This window comes from Roseateles sp. P1_C1_2, assembly GCF_056406535.1.
In genome coordinates this window covers 37,735-51,952 of record NZ_JBFUAB010000010.1, presented here as the reverse complement: position 1 = coordinate 51,952, position 14,218 = coordinate 37,735, and the positions used below count along the sequence as shown (strand labels likewise).

Sequence of the window (14,218 nt, the reverse complement as noted above, 5' to 3'; positions counted from 1 at the left end):
TGGGGGGATGGTCGGGTGAGCAATAGAAGAGTCGTCATCACCGGCATCGGCGCGCTGTCACCGCTGGGTCATGACGTCGAGACCGTCATGGACAGCCTGCACGCCGAGACCAACAAGGTCCAGCGCATGTCCGATTGGGCCGACTACGAAGGCTTGAACACGCAAGTGGGCGTGCCTTGCGCGCACTTCGAGCTGCCGGCCGACCGCTACAACCGCAAGACCATGCGCAGCATGGGCCGCGTGGCGCAGATGGCCACGCGCTCGGCCGAACTGGCACTGGAGCAGGCCGGCCTCATCGGCGACCCGCTGCTGACCAGCGGCCGCATGGGCGTGAGCTTCGGCAGCTCCAGCGGCACGCCCAGCGCCATCGGCGACTTCGGCCGCATGATGACGGTCAAGAGCATCGAGGGCATCAACGCCAACACCTACGTGAAAATGATGTCGCACACGGCGACCGTCAACATCGCGGTGTTCTTCGGCATCACCGGCCGCATCATCACGACGAGCAGCGCCTGCACGTCCGGCAGCCAGGGCCTGGGCTATGCCTACGAGGCCATCCAGAGCGGCCGCCAGGTCGCCATGCTGGCCGGCGGCGCCGAGGAGCTGGACCCGACGCAGGCGGCCGTGTTCGACACGCTGTTCGCCACCAGCACCAAGTACAACGACCAGCCGCGCCTGACGCCGCGCCCCTTCGACGCCGACCGCGACGGCCTGGTGCTGGGCGAGGGCGCCTGCACCTTCCTGCTGGAAGACTACGAGCATGCCAAGGCGCGCGGCGCGCACATGCTTGGCGAGATCGTCGGCTACGGTACCAACTGCGACGGCACCCACGTCACGCAGCCGCAGTCCGCCACCATGGCCCAGGCCATGCGCCTGGCGCTGGAGGACGCCGGCCTGCCCGCCGGCGCCATCCCCTACGTCAACGCCCACGGCACCAGCACCGATCAGGGCGACGTGGCCGAGAGCCAGGGCACGCACAGCGTCTTCGGCCCGGGCATCGCGATCTCGTCGCTGAAGAGCTATATGGGCCACACCCTGGGCGCCTGCGGTGCGCTGGAAGCCTGGATGACGCTCGAGATGATGAAGGCCGACTGGTTCGCGCCCACCATCAACCTCAAGCGCGTGGACCCGCGCTGCGGCGATCTGGACTATGTGCTCAGCGGCGGCCGCAAGCTGCAGACCGAGTACGCGATGACCAACAATTTCGCCTTCGGCGGCATCAACACCTCGTTGATCCTGCGCCGTCTTTGAAGTCGACAACAACAAGCCTGGGAGGGCCTGATGAAGCAGAGCGTTCTGACTGTCGCGTTGATCCTGGTGGCCGCGGCCGCGCAGGCCACCACCACCCCAGAGCAGGAACTCGCCGCCGGGCGCAAGATCGCCGCCAGCCTGTCGCAGGAGGGCCGCGACCTCTGCGTCTTCGACAACGGCGCACCGTCCGACATGCCGCACGAGAAGCTTGGTGACCTGAAGGTGGCCAAGCAGACCTATGGCGGCGTCAAGGAGTTGCTGCCGAAGTTGGTGGAGGAGGCCCTGGCGCAAAGGGCCGATGCCATCGTCGACTACAACAGCGCGCAGCGTTTCGGCTTCTGGCCCTGGCGCATGGTGCGCCCCGTCGTCTCCGGCAAGGCCATCCGCTGGAACGAGCCGCCGCGCAAGTCCTGCGAGGCCATGGGCGGCGTGCGCATCGAGACCATCCTGCTCACCAACCGCAGCCCCGAGGCCATGGCGCAGAATGCCCGGCCGCAGGCAGCAGCCCGCGCCGCGGCCGATCAACCGGCCTCCGCGCCGCAGTAATGGCCTTACCGCTCACTCAAGGAAACCGTCCATGAAGACTCGCCTCATCGCCCTGGCCCTGGTCTCGATGCTGTCCAGCGTGCCCGCGTTCGCGCGCGACACCGTGCTGCACATCCCGCTGGCCGACGTGCTGGAACTGCCCGAAGCCAAGGAAAAGCTGGACCCGTCGTTCAAGTTCCTTCTCGACGGCCAGCCCACGCCCAAGAACACCAAGCGCCTCGGTACCGACGTCAGCAACCCCAAGACCAACGGCTTCGGCAAGGCCGACGACTACGGTTGCAAATGGGCGGCGCTGAGCGCCCTGATCAACCTGCAGGCCGGCGCCAAGCGCAATGGCGGCAACGCCGTCGTCGACATCGTCAGCTATTACAAGAAGGTCGAGTACAAGAGCGCGACCGACTTCGAGTGCCATGCAGGCGCCTTCGTCATCGGCGTGGCGCTGAAGGGCACCTACGCCAAGATCGACTGAGCCTGGCGAGCAGGCTTGAGGGCGCGGTGACGCTGCTCTGCCTGCTGGTGGCCGAGCCCGAGGTGCGGGCCGGCATGCCGTCGCCTGGCGCCTGGATGACGCCTTCCGAGCAGGCCCGCCTGCAGTCGTTGGGCACCGAGGCGCGGCGCGGCAGCTTCCTGGCCGGCCGCTGGCTGGCACGACTCGCCGTGCAGCGCTGGCTGGCCGCTGAGCGGCCTCCTGCGCTGGACGTGGCGGACAGCGGCGCCTGTCGCGTGGCGGGTCGCGACGATGTGTTCGTGTCGATCAGCCACAGCGCCGGCAGCGTCGCCTGTGCCGCCGCCGGCATGCCGGTCGGCATCGACGTCGAAAGCCTGGCGCGGCCGCGCGACCATCTCGCCCTGGCCGAAACCGTGCACAGCCCCGCCCAGCGAGCCGAGCTCGCCGCCTTGGCGCCCGAGGCGCGTGCGCAGGTTTTCCTGCGGGCCTGGACGCTCAAGGAAGCCTGGCTCAAGGCGCGCGGTCAGGGCCTGGATTTCGCGCTGATGCGGTCACTGGACTTCAGCGACGACCCGTCCGGCGATGTGGCCGCCGCGACGCTGGAGGGCCTGGTGCTGGCGGTGGCCGGCCACCCCACCTTGCCTTTGCGCATCGAGGGCCCCATGAATGCAGTGTGGCGGCGTTACCAGGCACTGACGCTCGGCGAATAAACTGCCGGCCCGATGAAAAAGCAGTACATAGCCAGGATGGCGCTCGCGGGTCTGGCGCTGGTCGCCGCGACCCATGCCGCGGCCGACCCATCGCCGCTGGCCGAACATGTGTCGGTGACCGGGCCGGTACCCATCCGCCTGCTGTTGACCTTCGATGACGGTCCCAGCGCACGCGAGACCGACAACCCGACCGTCCAGATCCTCGACGGCCTCGCTCGCAACGCGCTCCAGCCGGGCATCAAGGCCCTGTTCTTCGTGCAGACGGGCGCCGTGAACGGCGGTGCCACGCCGCGCGGCCAGGCGCTGATGCGCCGCACGCTGGCGGAAGGCCATGTGCTGGGCTTTCACACCGCCACGCCCGGCCACACCAGCCACACCCGGCTGGGTGAAGATGGGCTGGAAGGCAGCCTCAGCGAGGGCCTGGCCGTGCACATGGCGCTGGCAGGCCGCCAACCGGTGCTGGTGCGCCCGCCGCACTGGGCCTATGACGCGCGCACCTTCGCCGCCTACCAACGCCACGGCTTGAGCCTGGTGATGACCGACCTGTCGGCCAACGACGGCAAGATTCCCTGGCCCAACGCCAGCCTGCGCCGGCGCTCCCACTTCGAGCACCAGATGCGCGAGCTGCGCCGCCATGTGAACGACATCCCGCCGGTGGATGGCGTGCGGCCCGTGGTCATCACCTTCCATGATGCCAACCCTTTCACCGGCAGCCACATCGACGAGTACCTGCAGATCCTCGTCGACGGCGCCAACAAGGCCGGATTGGTGCTGGCCGATCCGCCGTTCTACGACTCGGCCGAATCGCTGGAGACCGCGGCCCGCGCGCGGGCGCTGACGGACCCGAGCGTGCAGGTCCGCATTCCGGGCTTCTGGACTTCGTTGCTGGCCTGGCTACTGCCGGAGCCCGCGCTTCCTTAGCTTGGCTTGCGCGCGACGGCGTTGAGCAAGGTCTCTTCGCGATTTTTCGGCAGGCCGAGTCCAAGCCATTCGCGCGCACCCAGATCGCTGCGGCTCCACCACAGATAGGGCGTGCTGATGCGGTCCGCGTCGACCTGGAAGCCGGCCTCGCGCACCAGCGCCACGAACTCCTCGGCCGTGCGCTGCACATGCATGGGGTGGCGGAACAGCAACCGGATGACCCAGCTGTGGATGTAGGCGCGCGTGCTCTCGGCCAGCAGCAGCAGGCCGCCCGGCTTGAGCACGCGGAAGACCTCGGCCAGGGCCGCTTTCTGGTCGACGATGTGGTGCAGGGTCTGGTGGCACAACACGATGTCCACGGACGCGTCCGGCAGCGGAATGCGCTCGGCGTGCGCGGCGTGCAGCGTGACGGGCACAGGGCAGGCCTTGACCATCGCGGCGGCGCGGGCCTCGAAGTCGGGTTCGGGGTCCAGCGCATGGATCTGGGCCGGCGCAAAGCGTGCCGCCATCTCGGGCAGGGAATGGCCCTGGCCGGTGCCGATGTCCAGCATGACGCCGCCGCGCGGTGCGTCGGGCGCCATGCGTTGCAGGTCGCTCAGCGCACGGCCCAGCACATGCACGCGCCAGGTGGCCGTGGACAGGAACCACAGGCCGAAGCGGGTTTCCGGCACAAAGGCCAGTTTCTGGGAGTTGGGGGCGCTGGCAGTGGTCATCGCGGCTGGGGGCGGACGCCCGTTGGCGCCCCGAAAAACAAGTCGGCGATGATAGAGCGTTGACCGCTGCGCACCTGTCCGCCCCATGAGCACCGAACCCTCCCGCATCACGCTGCAAAGCCCCGATGGCGCCAGCGCCGAACTCAGCCTGCACGGCGGCCATCTGCTGTCCTGGAAGCCTGCCGGCGCCGCCGAGCAGCTCTATCTGTCGCCGCGCAGCGAATTCGCGCCGGGCAAGGCCATCCGCGGCGGCGTGCCGGTGTGCTTCCCGCAGTTCTCCGAGCGCGGCCCCCTGCCCAAGCATGGCTTTGCGCGCACCTTGCCATGGGAGCTGGTCCTGCAGCAGCAGGGCAAGGACGACGCGCTGGCCGTCCTGCGGCTGCGCGACAACGACGCGACGCGCGCCTTGTGGCCGCATGCCTTCGAACTGGAGCTGAGCGTGCGTGTGGGCGGTCGCACGCTGGACGTGGAACTGGCCTGCGAGAACCTGGGCGACGCGCCCCTGCAGTTCACGGCCGCCCTGCACACCTATCTGCGCGTGGGCGACCTGGATGCCGTCAGCGTCGAGGGCCTGGCCGGCCTGCGCTATTTCGACAGCATCAAGCAGGCCGAGGCGCTGCAGCGCATGGACCTGCTGCTGACCGGCGAAAAGGGCGTGCTCGACCTGGACCGCATCTACTTCGGCGTCAAGGAGCGGCCGCTGCTGGTGGCCGAGGACCGTCGCCAGGTCGTCATCCGCCAGCAGGGCTTCGAGGATGCGGTGGTCTGGAACCCCGGCCCGGAGCGCTGCGCCAAGCTGGCCGACATGCCGCCCGAGGGCTGGTCGGAGATGCTGTGCGTGGAAGCGGCCTGCATCGGCCGCCCCGTCGAGCTGCCAGCGGGTGAGAGCTGGGTCGGGCGGCAGAGCTTGTCTCTACCGTGACGGGATAATCCGGGGCATATGTTCGCCCCCCTGCAAAACGACACCTTCCTGCGCGCCTGCCTGCGCCAGCCCACCGAGCACACCCCCATCTGGCTGATGCGCCAGGCGGGCCGCTACCTGCCCGAGTACCGCGCCACGCGCGAGAAGGCCGGCAGCTTCATGGGCCTGGCCACCAACCGCGACTACGCCACCGAGGTGACGCTGCAGCCGCTGGAGCGCTTCCCGCTGGACGCGGCCATCCTGTTCAGCGACATCCTGACCGTGCCCGACGCGATGGGCCTGGGCCTGTCCTTCCAGCAGGGCGAGGGCCCCAAGTTCGCGAAGGTCGTGCGCGATGAGGCCGCCGTGGCGGCGCTCGAAGTGCCCGACATGGACAAGCTGCGCTATGTCTTCGACGCGGTCACGTCCATCCGTCATGCGCTGAACGGCCGCGTGCCGCTGATCGGCTTCTCCGGCAGCCCCTGGACGCTGGCCTGCTATATGGTCGAAGGCGGCGGCTCGGACGACTACCGCCAGGTCAAGAGCCTGATGTATTCGCGCCCCGACCTGATGCACCGCATCCTCGAAGTGAACGCGCAGTCCGTGGCGGCCTATCTGAACGCCCAGATCGAGGCCGGCGCCCAGGCCGTCATGCTGTTCGACTCCTGGGGCGGCGTGCTGGCCGACGGGGCCTTCCAGCAGTTCAGCCTGGCCTACTCGCGCCAGGTGCTCAGCGCCGTGAAGACCGAGCACGAGGGCGTGCGCATCCCGCGCCTGCTGTTCACCAAGGGCGGCGGCCTGTGGCTGGACGAGATCGCCGATGCCGGCGCCGATGTCGTCGGCCTGGACTGGACGATGAACCTCGCCACCGCCCGCGCCCGCGTGGGCGACCGCGTCGCGCTGCAGGGCAATCTCGACCCCAATGTGCTGTTCGCGCCGCCCGAAGCCGTGCGCGCCCAGGCGCGTGCCGTGCTGGACAGTTTCGGCAAGCCCGCCGCCGGCCATGGCCATGTGTTCAACCTCGGCCACGGCATCAGCCAGTTCACGCCGCCCGAGAGTGTGGAGGCCTTGGTGGACGAGGTTCACCAGCATTCGCGCCGCCTGCGCACGACCGTCTGACAGGGCCGTCAAATCTGCACTTGCGCGGTGACTTATCCCCAAAATTTGGGGGGCGAGGGCGCCGGAACGCGGTTGGTGCGGCGCACCTAAGAGTTTTCCCGAATTCGTGCTAAGTGCTTGATTTTCAAGGTAGTGCCCAAAAAGCATCGGCGGGCTAATTTGGGGCATTGCAATGCTCATTGGCCTTCTATCGGTCCTCGGCGGCTGATTTGCTCACAAACTTATCCACAGAAATTGTGGGCAACCCAAGAGCCTTTACGAATCATGCACTTGCAGCCACTTGCTGAGCCACTGCTTCACAAGAAGCACGGAGCTGCGCATGGCTGAAACCGGGGGGGCCACAACGGTGCGCGTGGCGGTTGACGCGCCGCAGCACAGCGGCTTGAACGGCCCGCTTGATTACGCCAGTGAGCAGGCGCTCGCATCGGGGTCCCTGGTGCGGGTGCCGCTGGGCAAGCGCGAGTTGCTGGGCATCGTCTGGCCGGGCGACGAAGCCCCGGTGACCGAGGTCGCCCTGCGACCGGTGGCCGCCGTTTTTGACGCGCTGACGCCGCTGGGCGCCGACTGGTGCCGGCTGCTGGATTTCGCCGCCGGTTACTACCAGCGCAGCGTCGGCGAACTGGCCAGCGCCGTGCTGCCGCCGCAGTTGCGCGAGCTGTCGCCCGAGCAACTCGCCGCGCGGCTGCGCAAGCTGGACCGCAAGGCAGCCAAGCCGGTCGCCGTGCCAGAGCCGGTCAGGCCCGAGCTGGCGCCGGAGCAGGCGACGGCGGTGGCGCGTATTGCGGCCCAGATCGATGGCGGTGAGCGCAAACCGCTGCTGCTCTTTGGCGTCACCGGCAGCGGCAAGACCGAGGTCTATCTGCGCGCCGCCGAGGCCGCGCTGGCGGCAGGCCGTCAGGTGCTGGTGCTGGTGCCCGAGATCAACCTGACGCCGCAACTGGAGGCCCGCTTCACCGAGCGCTTCGCGGCGCTGCTGCCGCAACCGCTGGCCATCGTGTCGCTGCACAGCGCGCTGACACCGGCCCAGCGCCTGCAGAACTGGCTGGCCGCCCACCTCGGCCGGGCCCGCCTGGTGCTGGGCACGCGGCTGGCCGTGTTCGCGTCAATGCCCGAACTGGGGCTGATCGTCGTCGACGAGGAACACGACCCTTCCTACAAGCAGCAGGACGGTGCACGCTACTCGGCACGCGACCTGGCCATCTGGCGCGCGCATGACCTCAAGGTGCCCGTCGTGCTGGGTTCGGCCACGCCGTCGCTGGAGAGTTGGCAGCACGCCGAAAGCGGCCGCTATGAGCGCCTGACGCTGGCCGCACGCATCGGCGGCGGGGCGCTGCCCCGGGTGCGCCTGTTCGACATGAAGGCCTTGCCGCCCACCGCGGGTGTGACAACCGCGCTGACGGCGCCGCTGCTGGCGGAGCTGAAGGCGCGCCTGGAGCGCGGCGAGCAGAGCCTCGTGTTCCTGAACCGCCGCGGCTATGCGCCGGTGCTGCATTGCGGCGAATGCCAGTGGAAGAGCGACTGCCCGCATTGCAGCGCCTGGCGCGTCTTCCACAAGCGCGACCGCACGCTGCGCTGCCATCACTGCGGCTTCACCGAGCGCGTGCCGAGCGCCTGCCCCAACTGTGGCAACCACGATATCGCGCCCATCGGCCGCGGCACCGAGAAGCTGGAGGAGCAGCTCGGCGAGGCGCTGCCCGGCGCGCGCGTGCTGCGCATCGACGCCGACTCGACGCGTCGCAAGGGCGAGCTGGAGGCCCAGCTGCAGGCCGTGCACGACGGCGACGTCGACATCCTCGTCGGCACGCAGATGATCACCAAGGGCCACGACTTCCGGCGCATCCGCTTCGTGGCCGCGGTGAACCCGGATGGCGCCCTGTTCAGCAGCGACTTCCGCGCACCGGAGCGCCTGTTCGCGCTGTTGATGCAGGCCGGCGGCCGCGCGGGCCGCGATGCCTCGGGTGAGACGCCGGCCGAGATGTGGGTGCAGACCTGGCATCGCGAGCACGCCCTCTACCAGGCGCTGGCGCGCCACGACTATGTGCGCTTCGCGGCCGACCAGCTCGCCGAGCGCCGCTCGGCCAGCTTGCCGCCTTTCGCCCACCTGGCCCTGCTGCGTGCCGAGGCGCGCACGGCGGAGGCCGCCAAGGCTTTCCTGACCGCGGCGGCTGAGCTGGCGCATGACGACGGCGTGCTGGTCTACCCGCCGGTGCCGCACGCGGTGGCGCGCGTGGCCGATGTGGAGCGCATGCAGATGCTGGTGGAGGCGACGCAGCGGGCGCGGCTGCAGGCCTTTCTGCGCGGCTGGGTGCCCGAGCTGATCGCGCTGAAGCGCGAGCACAAGGCCGTGCTGCGTTGGGCGGTCGACGTGGATCCCCTAGCGATCTGACGCCTCCACAATGGCGCGATGGACATCCATCGCCGCCACCTGCTGCAACTGTCTCTGGCCGCCGGCCTCGCGCCCGGTCTTCTGCGCCATGCGCGCGCGGACGTGGCACCGCGTTTCGCTCTCGGCATCGCCTCGGGTCACCCGACCGCTGACGGCATGGTGCTGTGGACGCGGCTGACCGGTGCCGACCTGCCGGAGCGTGTCGAGGTGCGCTGGGAGGTGGCGGAGGACGAGGCCTTCCAGCGCCGCGTCGCCACGGGCACCGAGACGGCCGAAGCGGGTTGGGCGCACAGCGTGCATGCCGAACCGGCAGGGCTGAAACCCGGCCGCTGGTACTGGTACCGCTTCGAGGCCCTGGGCCAGCGCAGCCCGGCGGGCCGCACGCGCACCGCGCCGGCGGCGGACGCGCTGGAGCCGCTGCGCTTCGCGATCGCGAGCTGCCAGCGCTGGGACCATGGCTTCTTCGCCGCCTGGCGCCACATGCTGGCCGAGGAGCTGGACCTGGTCATGTTCCTGGGCGACTACATCTACGAGTACGGCGCCGCACCGGGCCGTGTGCGCGACGTCGAGGGCGGCGCGGCGGTGACGCTGGACCAGTACCGCGGCCGCTACGCACAGTACAAGTCCGACCCCGCGCTGCAGGCCATGCATGCCGCCGTGCCCTGGCTGTTCGTCTGGGACGACCACGAGGTCGAGAACGACTACGCCGGGCTGCGCGGCGAGAAGATCGCGCAGGACTTCCCCGCCCGCCGCAGCGCCGCCTACCAGGCCTACTGGGAGCACCAGCCCCTGCCCAAGGCCTGGCGCCCGCGGGGCGTGGACATGCGCATGCATGGCCGCCACGCCTGGGGGCGGCTGGCCGTCATCCACGCGCTGGACGATCGCCAGTACCGCGACCCGCAGCTGTGCACCCGCGCGGGCCGCTACGGCAGCAACACGCTGCCGCTGTCCGAATGCCCCGGGCTGCTGGACCCCAAGCGCACGCTGCTCGGCGCGGCCCAGGAGCGCTGGTTGGCCGAGGGTTGGGACACGACAGCCGGCCGCTGGAACCTGGTGGCACAGCAGACCTTGATGGCGCGGATGAACTGGAATGCAGCCGAGCCCACAGCCCCCATCTATTGGACCGACGGCTGGGACGGCTACGCGCCCGCGCGCGGCCGCCTGCTGGGCGTCGTGCGCGAGCGCAAGGTGCCCAATGTCGTCGTGCTGGGCGGCGATGTGCACAGCCACGTCGTGGCCGATCTGAAGGCCGACTTCGACGACCCGGCCTCACCCACCGTCGCCAGCGAGTTCTGTGGCAGTTCCATCACCAGCTGGGGCGGCAAGCAGCCACTGGACGATGTGCTGAAGCTGAACCCGCATCTGCACTACGGCCGCAATGACCAGCGCGGCTATATGGCCTTCACGCTGGACGCGCGCGACGGCCTGCGGGCCTCGGTGCGGGCACTGGACGACGCGCTCAAACCCGACAGCGGCATCAGCACCGCTGCGCGCTTTGTCGTGGCGCCGGGTCGTGCCGGTGTCTTGAAAGCCTAGCCGATCAGCGCGCCGGCACGGGTGCGGCCAGCGCCGCCGCCAGCGCCTGGGCGCGGCGCGCTTCGGCCTTGCGGCGCAGCGTGCGCGGCAGCAGCAGGCAGCCCGCCAGCGCGGCGAAGGTCAGTGCCAGGCTGCCGGGCTCGGGGACGCGGTTCAGGCTGACGTTGTCAAGGTTGCCACCCAGGCCGTCGCTGCTGCCGACCGACGCGAAGCTCAGCAGGTTGCGGCCGGCCTGGGCCGTCAGGCTGAACTTGACCTCGGTCCAGGCATTGCCGCTGCTGCCGAGGCCGCTCAGCGTGGCGCCCAGCTGCACGCCATTCCAGAACGCCTGCATGCCGTTGGTCGAGGCCGCCTGGAACTCACGCGGTGCGTACCAGAAGCTCAACTCGTACCTGGCGCCGGCCGACAGGTTGTCCAGGTATTGACCCATCAGCGTGTTGCCGTTGGTGTCGAGCTCGACGTAGTTGCTGCCGTCCTTGGCGGTGCCGGCGACGTTGTTGCGGACCTCGAAGCCGGTGCCGGGGCCGGCCAGCCAGGTCCAGCCCGTCATGGACGCGACATTGACCCAGCTGCCGTTGGCCACGGCGGTGCTCTCGAAGCTGCCGTTGACGATCAGGTTGCCGGCCGGCACAGGAGCGGCCAGGGCAGAAGCGCTGAGGGCGATCAGGGCAAGCAGGGAGGCGACGCGTTTCATGGGTGGGGCAGGGCGGTGTGATGACTGGCCGCGATTCTTTGGCCTGCCCTGCCCGGCGCCCGGTGCAGAGTTCACACCCGCGCCAACACCCCCCTCAGACCGGTGTGCGGTCCGTGAAGCAAATCACTGAAAACGGTAGCCCCTCGCCCAGTCGCGCCGTGCTGAACGCAGGCGCGCCTGGTCGGTCCCCCGAGGGGACGGCGATGCTTGCGGCATCAAGCCGCAAGCACATCGCCCAAGGCGGGCCGGCTAGGGGCGGCCCGGCGCTCGGCCCGCAACACGGAGGGGAGGCGCCGCTCAGGCTCGTGGCGAGTGGGCGAGGGTGCTGGCCAGCGCGGCGGCGCGGCGCTGCTGTTCCTGGCGGCGCAGGGCGCGGGTGACGGGGCGGGCGAGGGCCAGTGCCAGGGCGCCGAGGGCGATCAGCAGGGAGCCGGTATCGATCTGGGCGGGCAGGATTTCAAATTCGGCTTCGACCCGGCGGGTCGCTGGCGTCCAGTGGCTGTTGCCATTCAGTGACGTCAGGCTGGCCGAGCCCAGGCGACCGGCATCGGCAATCATGGTGGCCGTCGTCGTGTCGACGATGGGCTGGCGGGCTTCACGCGCGGCTCCGGCCGGAACCGAGGCGGTCAGGGCAGCGAGGGCGGCAGCAAGGACCAGGGCTTTCATGTGCAGGCTCACCGGAAAGAAGGACTGGATCGCATTGTTCGCAGCCTAGCGTGGCGAAGTTGTGAAGACTTCACGCGCTTGAGGGGTACCCCCGCGAATGAGCGCTCCATCCTTGAAATTCATGAAGCCCCTCGTCCAAGCCGTGCTTGGCCGGTCCCCCGAGGGGACGGCGACGCTTGCGGCATCGAGCCACAAGCACATCGCCAGCGCGGGCCGGCTCGGGAACGGCCCAGCGCTCGGCCCGCATTCCGGCACTACGGCCACGATTTACTGGGATGACGCCCGGGCGGCCGCCTTGGCGGCCAGTTCCTCGCGCATGCGCTTGAGCTTTTCCCGGGGATCTTCGCGGGTGCTGCCCTCGTGCAGCTTCATTTCGGCCAGGAAGCGGCTGGGAATGCCCACAACGGTGTCGCGGCCTTTTTTGCGCCGGCGCAACGTCGACACCGCCAGCGTCGTGCGTGCGCGGGTGATGCCGACGTACATCAGCCGCCTTTCCTCCTGCAGGGCCTCGGCCGTCAGCTCGGCCTCCTCGCGCTTGAAGGGCAGCAGGCCCTCGTTGACGCCGGCCAGCACGACATGGGGCCATTCCAGGCCCTTGGAGGCGTGCAGCGTCGTCAGCGTGACCTGGTCCTGCTCGTCGCCGCGCTCGGCCAGCGACAGGATGACGCTGATGGTCTGCGCCACGTCCAGCACGCTCTGCTTGGGCTCGGTGAAGCTGACGCCGCCTTCCTCGCTCTGCTGGCCGCCGCAGCGCTTGGCGACCCAGTCGACGAAGTCCAGCACATTGCCCCAGCGCGCCTGGGCGACCTTCTCGTTCTCCTCGTTGTCGAGCAGATGGGCTTCGTAGGCGATGTCCTTCAGCCATTCCGTCAACATTGCGTGGGCGGCGGTGTGGCCTTCGGTGTGCCTGGCCTTGTATTGCAGCTCGTTCACGCTGCGGCCGAACTCGTGCAGTTGCGCGAGCGCGCGGGCCGTGACGGCCGTGGCCAGGCTCTCGGAGAACAGGGCCTCGAACATGCTGCACTTCCACTGCGCCGAGAACGTGCCGAGCGCGCCCAGCGTGGTGTGGCCGATGCCACGCTTGGGCGTCGTCACGGCGCGCAGGAAGGCCGGGTCGTCGTCCTGGTTCACCAGCAGGCGCAGCCAGGCGCACAGGTCCTTGATCTCGGCCTTGTCGAAGAAGCTCTGGCCGCCGGAGACGCGGTACGGGATCTGTGCGCGGCGCAGCGCCTGCTCGAAGACGCGGGCCTGGTGGTTGGCGCGGTAGAGGATGGCCACATCGTTGTACTGCGGCGCCTTGCCCTCGCTGCGCAGGGCCTGGATGCGTGCGACCGCGCGTTCGGCCTCGTGCTCCTCGCCGTCGGCCTCCAGCAGCACAACCGGTTCGCCGTCGCCGAACTCGCTCCACAGCTTTTTCTCGAAGATCTTGGGGTTGCCGGCGATGACGTTGTTGGCGGCGCGCAGGATGGAACCCGTCGACCGGTAGTTCTGCTCCAGCGGAATGACCTTGAGCGTCGGGTAGTCGGTCGGCAGGCGCTTCAGGTTCTCGATGGTGGCGCCGCGCCAGCCGTAGATGGACTGGTCGTCGTCGCCCACGGCCGTGAACATGCCGCGCTCGCCCACCAGTGCTTTCAGCAACTCGTACTGCACGGCATTGGTGTCCTGGTATTCGTCCACCAGCACATAGCGCAGCTTGTTCTGCCACTTCTCGCGCGCCTCAGCGTCGCGCGTCAGCAGCTTCAGCGGCAGCGTGATGAGGTCGTCGAAGTCCACCGCCTGGTAGGCCGCCAGGCGCTCCTGGTAGCGCACCATGACGGCAGCGGCCGAGCGCTCGTCCTCGTCCTTGGCGACCTGGGCGGCCTCGGCGGGGCCCAGGCCCTGGTTCTTCCACAGCGAGATGGTCCACTGCCAGCGCCGCGCCTGGTTGATGTCGGTCGTGCTGCCGGCATCCTTCAGCACGTTCAGCACATCGTCGCTGTCGAGGATGGAGAACTGCTCCTTCAGCCCGACCCGCGAGCCTTCCTCGCGCAGCAGGCGCACGCCCAGGCTGTGGAAGGTCGAGATGGCCAGGTCCTTGGCGGCCTTGTTGCCGACGAGGGCCTTGGCGCGCTCGCGCATTTCCTGCGCGGCCTTGTTCGTGAAGGTGATGGCCGCGATCTGGCTGGGCCGGTAGCCGGACACCAGCAGCTGGGCGATCTTGGTCGTGATGACCCGCGTCTTGCCCGAGCCCGCGCCGGCGATGACGAGGCAGGGGCCGCTCAGGTGGTAGACGGCTTCGAGCTGGGCCGGGTTGAGTCCGGCGGACGGAGGGGCGCTGGACATGGGGC

13 protein-coding genes are annotated in these 14,218 nt (G+C 69.3%); 9 read left to right on the top strand and 4 right to left on the bottom strand.

All coding sequences use genetic code 11. The annotated features are described in order from the left end of the window. The first annotated feature begins 15 nt into the window (after window positions 1-15). From AC1D2H_RS11310 to AC1D2H_RS11290, 5 genes are read left to right on the top strand one after another with little or no spacing between them, the layout of a single operon-like run. On the top strand, window positions 16-1,251 hold the full coding sequence (locus AC1D2H_RS11310; protein ID WP_477932009.1) for a beta-ketoacyl-ACP synthase: 1,236 nt from the start codon (window positions 16-18) through the stop codon (window positions 1,249-1,251). Between the two features lie 30 nt (window positions 1,252-1,281). Then, the gene (locus tag AC1D2H_RS11305; protein ID WP_478011001.1) at window positions 1,282-1,797 is read left to right on the top strand and encodes a hypothetical protein; all 516 of its coding nucleotides are present in this window, start codon (window positions 1,282-1,284) and stop codon (window positions 1,795-1,797) included. Window positions 1,798-1,828: 31 nt separating this feature from the next. Then, window positions 1,829-2,266 (top strand): excinuclease ATPase subunit, encoded by a 438-nt coding sequence (locus AC1D2H_RS11300; RefSeq protein ID WP_477932007.1) that lies wholly within the window; start codon window positions 1,829-1,831, stop codon window positions 2,264-2,266. Between the two features lie 26 nt (window positions 2,267-2,292). Next, window positions 2,293-2,955 carry a 4'-phosphopantetheinyl transferase family protein gene (locus AC1D2H_RS11295; RefSeq protein WP_478011000.1) on the top strand — a complete coding sequence of 221 codons (663 nt, stop codon included), beginning with the start codon at window positions 2,293-2,295 and terminating at the stop codon, window positions 2,953-2,955. A 12-nt stretch (window positions 2,956-2,967) separates the two neighbouring features. After that, window positions 2,968-3,876, top strand: coding sequence for a polysaccharide deacetylase family protein (locus AC1D2H_RS11290; protein WP_478010999.1), 909 nt, complete (start codon window positions 2,968-2,970; stop codon window positions 3,874-3,876). On the opposite strand, the gene AC1D2H_RS11285 is transcribed toward AC1D2H_RS11290, so the two are convergent. Continuing rightward, the gene (locus AC1D2H_RS11285; protein WP_478010998.1) at window positions 3,873-4,589 is read right to left on the bottom strand and encodes a class I SAM-dependent methyltransferase; all 717 of its coding nucleotides are present in this window, start codon (window positions 4,587-4,589) and stop codon (window positions 3,873-3,875) included. The genes AC1D2H_RS11290 and AC1D2H_RS11285 overlap by 4 nt on opposite strands. Window positions 4,590-4,674: 85 nt before the next feature. Between AC1D2H_RS11285 and AC1D2H_RS11280 the strand changes: the two genes are divergently transcribed. From AC1D2H_RS11280 to AC1D2H_RS11265, 4 genes are all read left to right on the top strand, one after another. Next, entirely contained in the window at window positions 4,675-5,511 is an 837-nt protein-coding gene (locus AC1D2H_RS11280) for a D-hexose-6-phosphate mutarotase (protein WP_478010997.1), read from the top strand. Between the two features lie 18 nt (window positions 5,512-5,529). After that, window positions 5,530-6,609: a uroporphyrinogen decarboxylase gene (gene hemE, locus AC1D2H_RS11275; RefSeq protein WP_478010996.1), complete on the top strand. Its 1,080-nt coding sequence runs from the start codon at window positions 5,530-5,532 to the stop codon at window positions 6,607-6,609. Window positions 6,610-6,928: 319 nt separating this feature from the next. Beyond that, a complete protein-coding gene (locus AC1D2H_RS11270) occupies window positions 6,929-8,995 on the top strand; it encodes a primosomal protein N' (protein ID WP_478010995.1) in 2,067 nt (688 codons plus the stop codon). Window positions 8,996-9,013: 18 nt separating this feature from the next. Then, the gene (locus AC1D2H_RS11265; protein ID WP_478010994.1) at window positions 9,014-10,531 is read left to right on the top strand and encodes an alkaline phosphatase D family protein; all 1,518 of its coding nucleotides are present in this window, start codon (window positions 9,014-9,016) and stop codon (window positions 10,529-10,531) included. 4 nt (window positions 10,532-10,535) lie between these two features. On the opposite strand, the gene AC1D2H_RS11260 is transcribed toward AC1D2H_RS11265, so the two are convergent. From AC1D2H_RS11260 to AC1D2H_RS11250, 3 genes are all read right to left on the bottom strand, one after another. Beyond that, window positions 10,536-11,225 (bottom strand): hypothetical protein, encoded by a 690-nt coding sequence (locus AC1D2H_RS11260; protein ID WP_478010993.1) that lies wholly within the window; start codon window positions 11,223-11,225, stop codon window positions 10,536-10,538. Window positions 11,226-11,522: 297 nt separating this feature from the next. Further along, complete coding sequence (locus tag AC1D2H_RS11255) at window positions 11,523-11,891, bottom strand: hypothetical protein (RefSeq protein WP_478010992.1); 369 nt, start codon at window positions 11,889-11,891, stop codon at window positions 11,523-11,525. A 267-nt stretch (window positions 11,892-12,158) separates the two neighbouring features. Beyond that, window positions 12,159-14,213 (bottom strand): ATP-dependent helicase, encoded by a 2,055-nt coding sequence (locus tag AC1D2H_RS11250; RefSeq protein ID WP_477931997.1) that lies wholly within the window; start codon window positions 14,211-14,213, stop codon window positions 12,159-12,161. Window positions 14,214-14,218 lie beyond the last annotated feature (5 nt).

Excerpts from the sequence above, each read along its gene's own strand:
- AC1D2H_RS11260 (WP_478010993.1), bottom strand. The coding sequence starts at position 11,225 with ATGAAACGCGTCGCCTCCCTGCTTGCCCTGATCGCCCTCAGCGCTTCT.
- AC1D2H_RS11290 (WP_478010999.1), top strand. The coding sequence starts at position 2,968 with ATGAAAAAGCAGTACATAGCCAGGATGGCGCTCGCGGGTCTGGCGCTG.
- AC1D2H_RS11270 (WP_478010995.1), top strand. The coding sequence starts at position 6,929 with ATGGCTGAAACCGGGGGGGCCACAACGGTGCGCGTGGCGGTTGACGCG.
- hemE (WP_478010996.1), top strand. The coding sequence starts at position 5,530 with ATGTTCGCCCCCCTGCAAAACGACACCTTCCTGCGCGCCTGCCTGCGC.
- AC1D2H_RS11250 (WP_477931997.1), bottom strand. The coding sequence starts at position 14,213 with ATGTCCAGCGCCCCTCCGTCCGCCGGACTCAACCCGGCCCAGCTCGAA.
- AC1D2H_RS11255 (WP_478010992.1), bottom strand. The coding sequence starts at position 11,891 with ATGAAAGCCCTGGTCCTTGCTGCCGCCCTCGCTGCCCTGACCGCCTCG.
- AC1D2H_RS11265 (WP_478010994.1), top strand. The coding sequence starts at position 9,014 with ATGGACATCCATCGCCGCCACCTGCTGCAACTGTCTCTGGCCGCCGGC.
- AC1D2H_RS11280 (WP_478010997.1), top strand. The coding sequence starts at position 4,675 with ATGAGCACCGAACCCTCCCGCATCACGCTGCAAAGCCCCGATGGCGCC.
- AC1D2H_RS11300 (WP_477932007.1), top strand. The coding sequence starts at position 1,829 with ATGAAGACTCGCCTCATCGCCCTGGCCCTGGTCTCGATGCTGTCCAGC.
- AC1D2H_RS11305 (WP_478011001.1), top strand. The coding sequence starts at position 1,282 with ATGAAGCAGAGCGTTCTGACTGTCGCGTTGATCCTGGTGGCCGCGGCC.
- AC1D2H_RS11285 (WP_478010998.1), bottom strand. The coding sequence starts at position 4,589 with ATGACCACTGCCAGCGCCCCCAACTCCCAGAAACTGGCCTTTGTGCCG.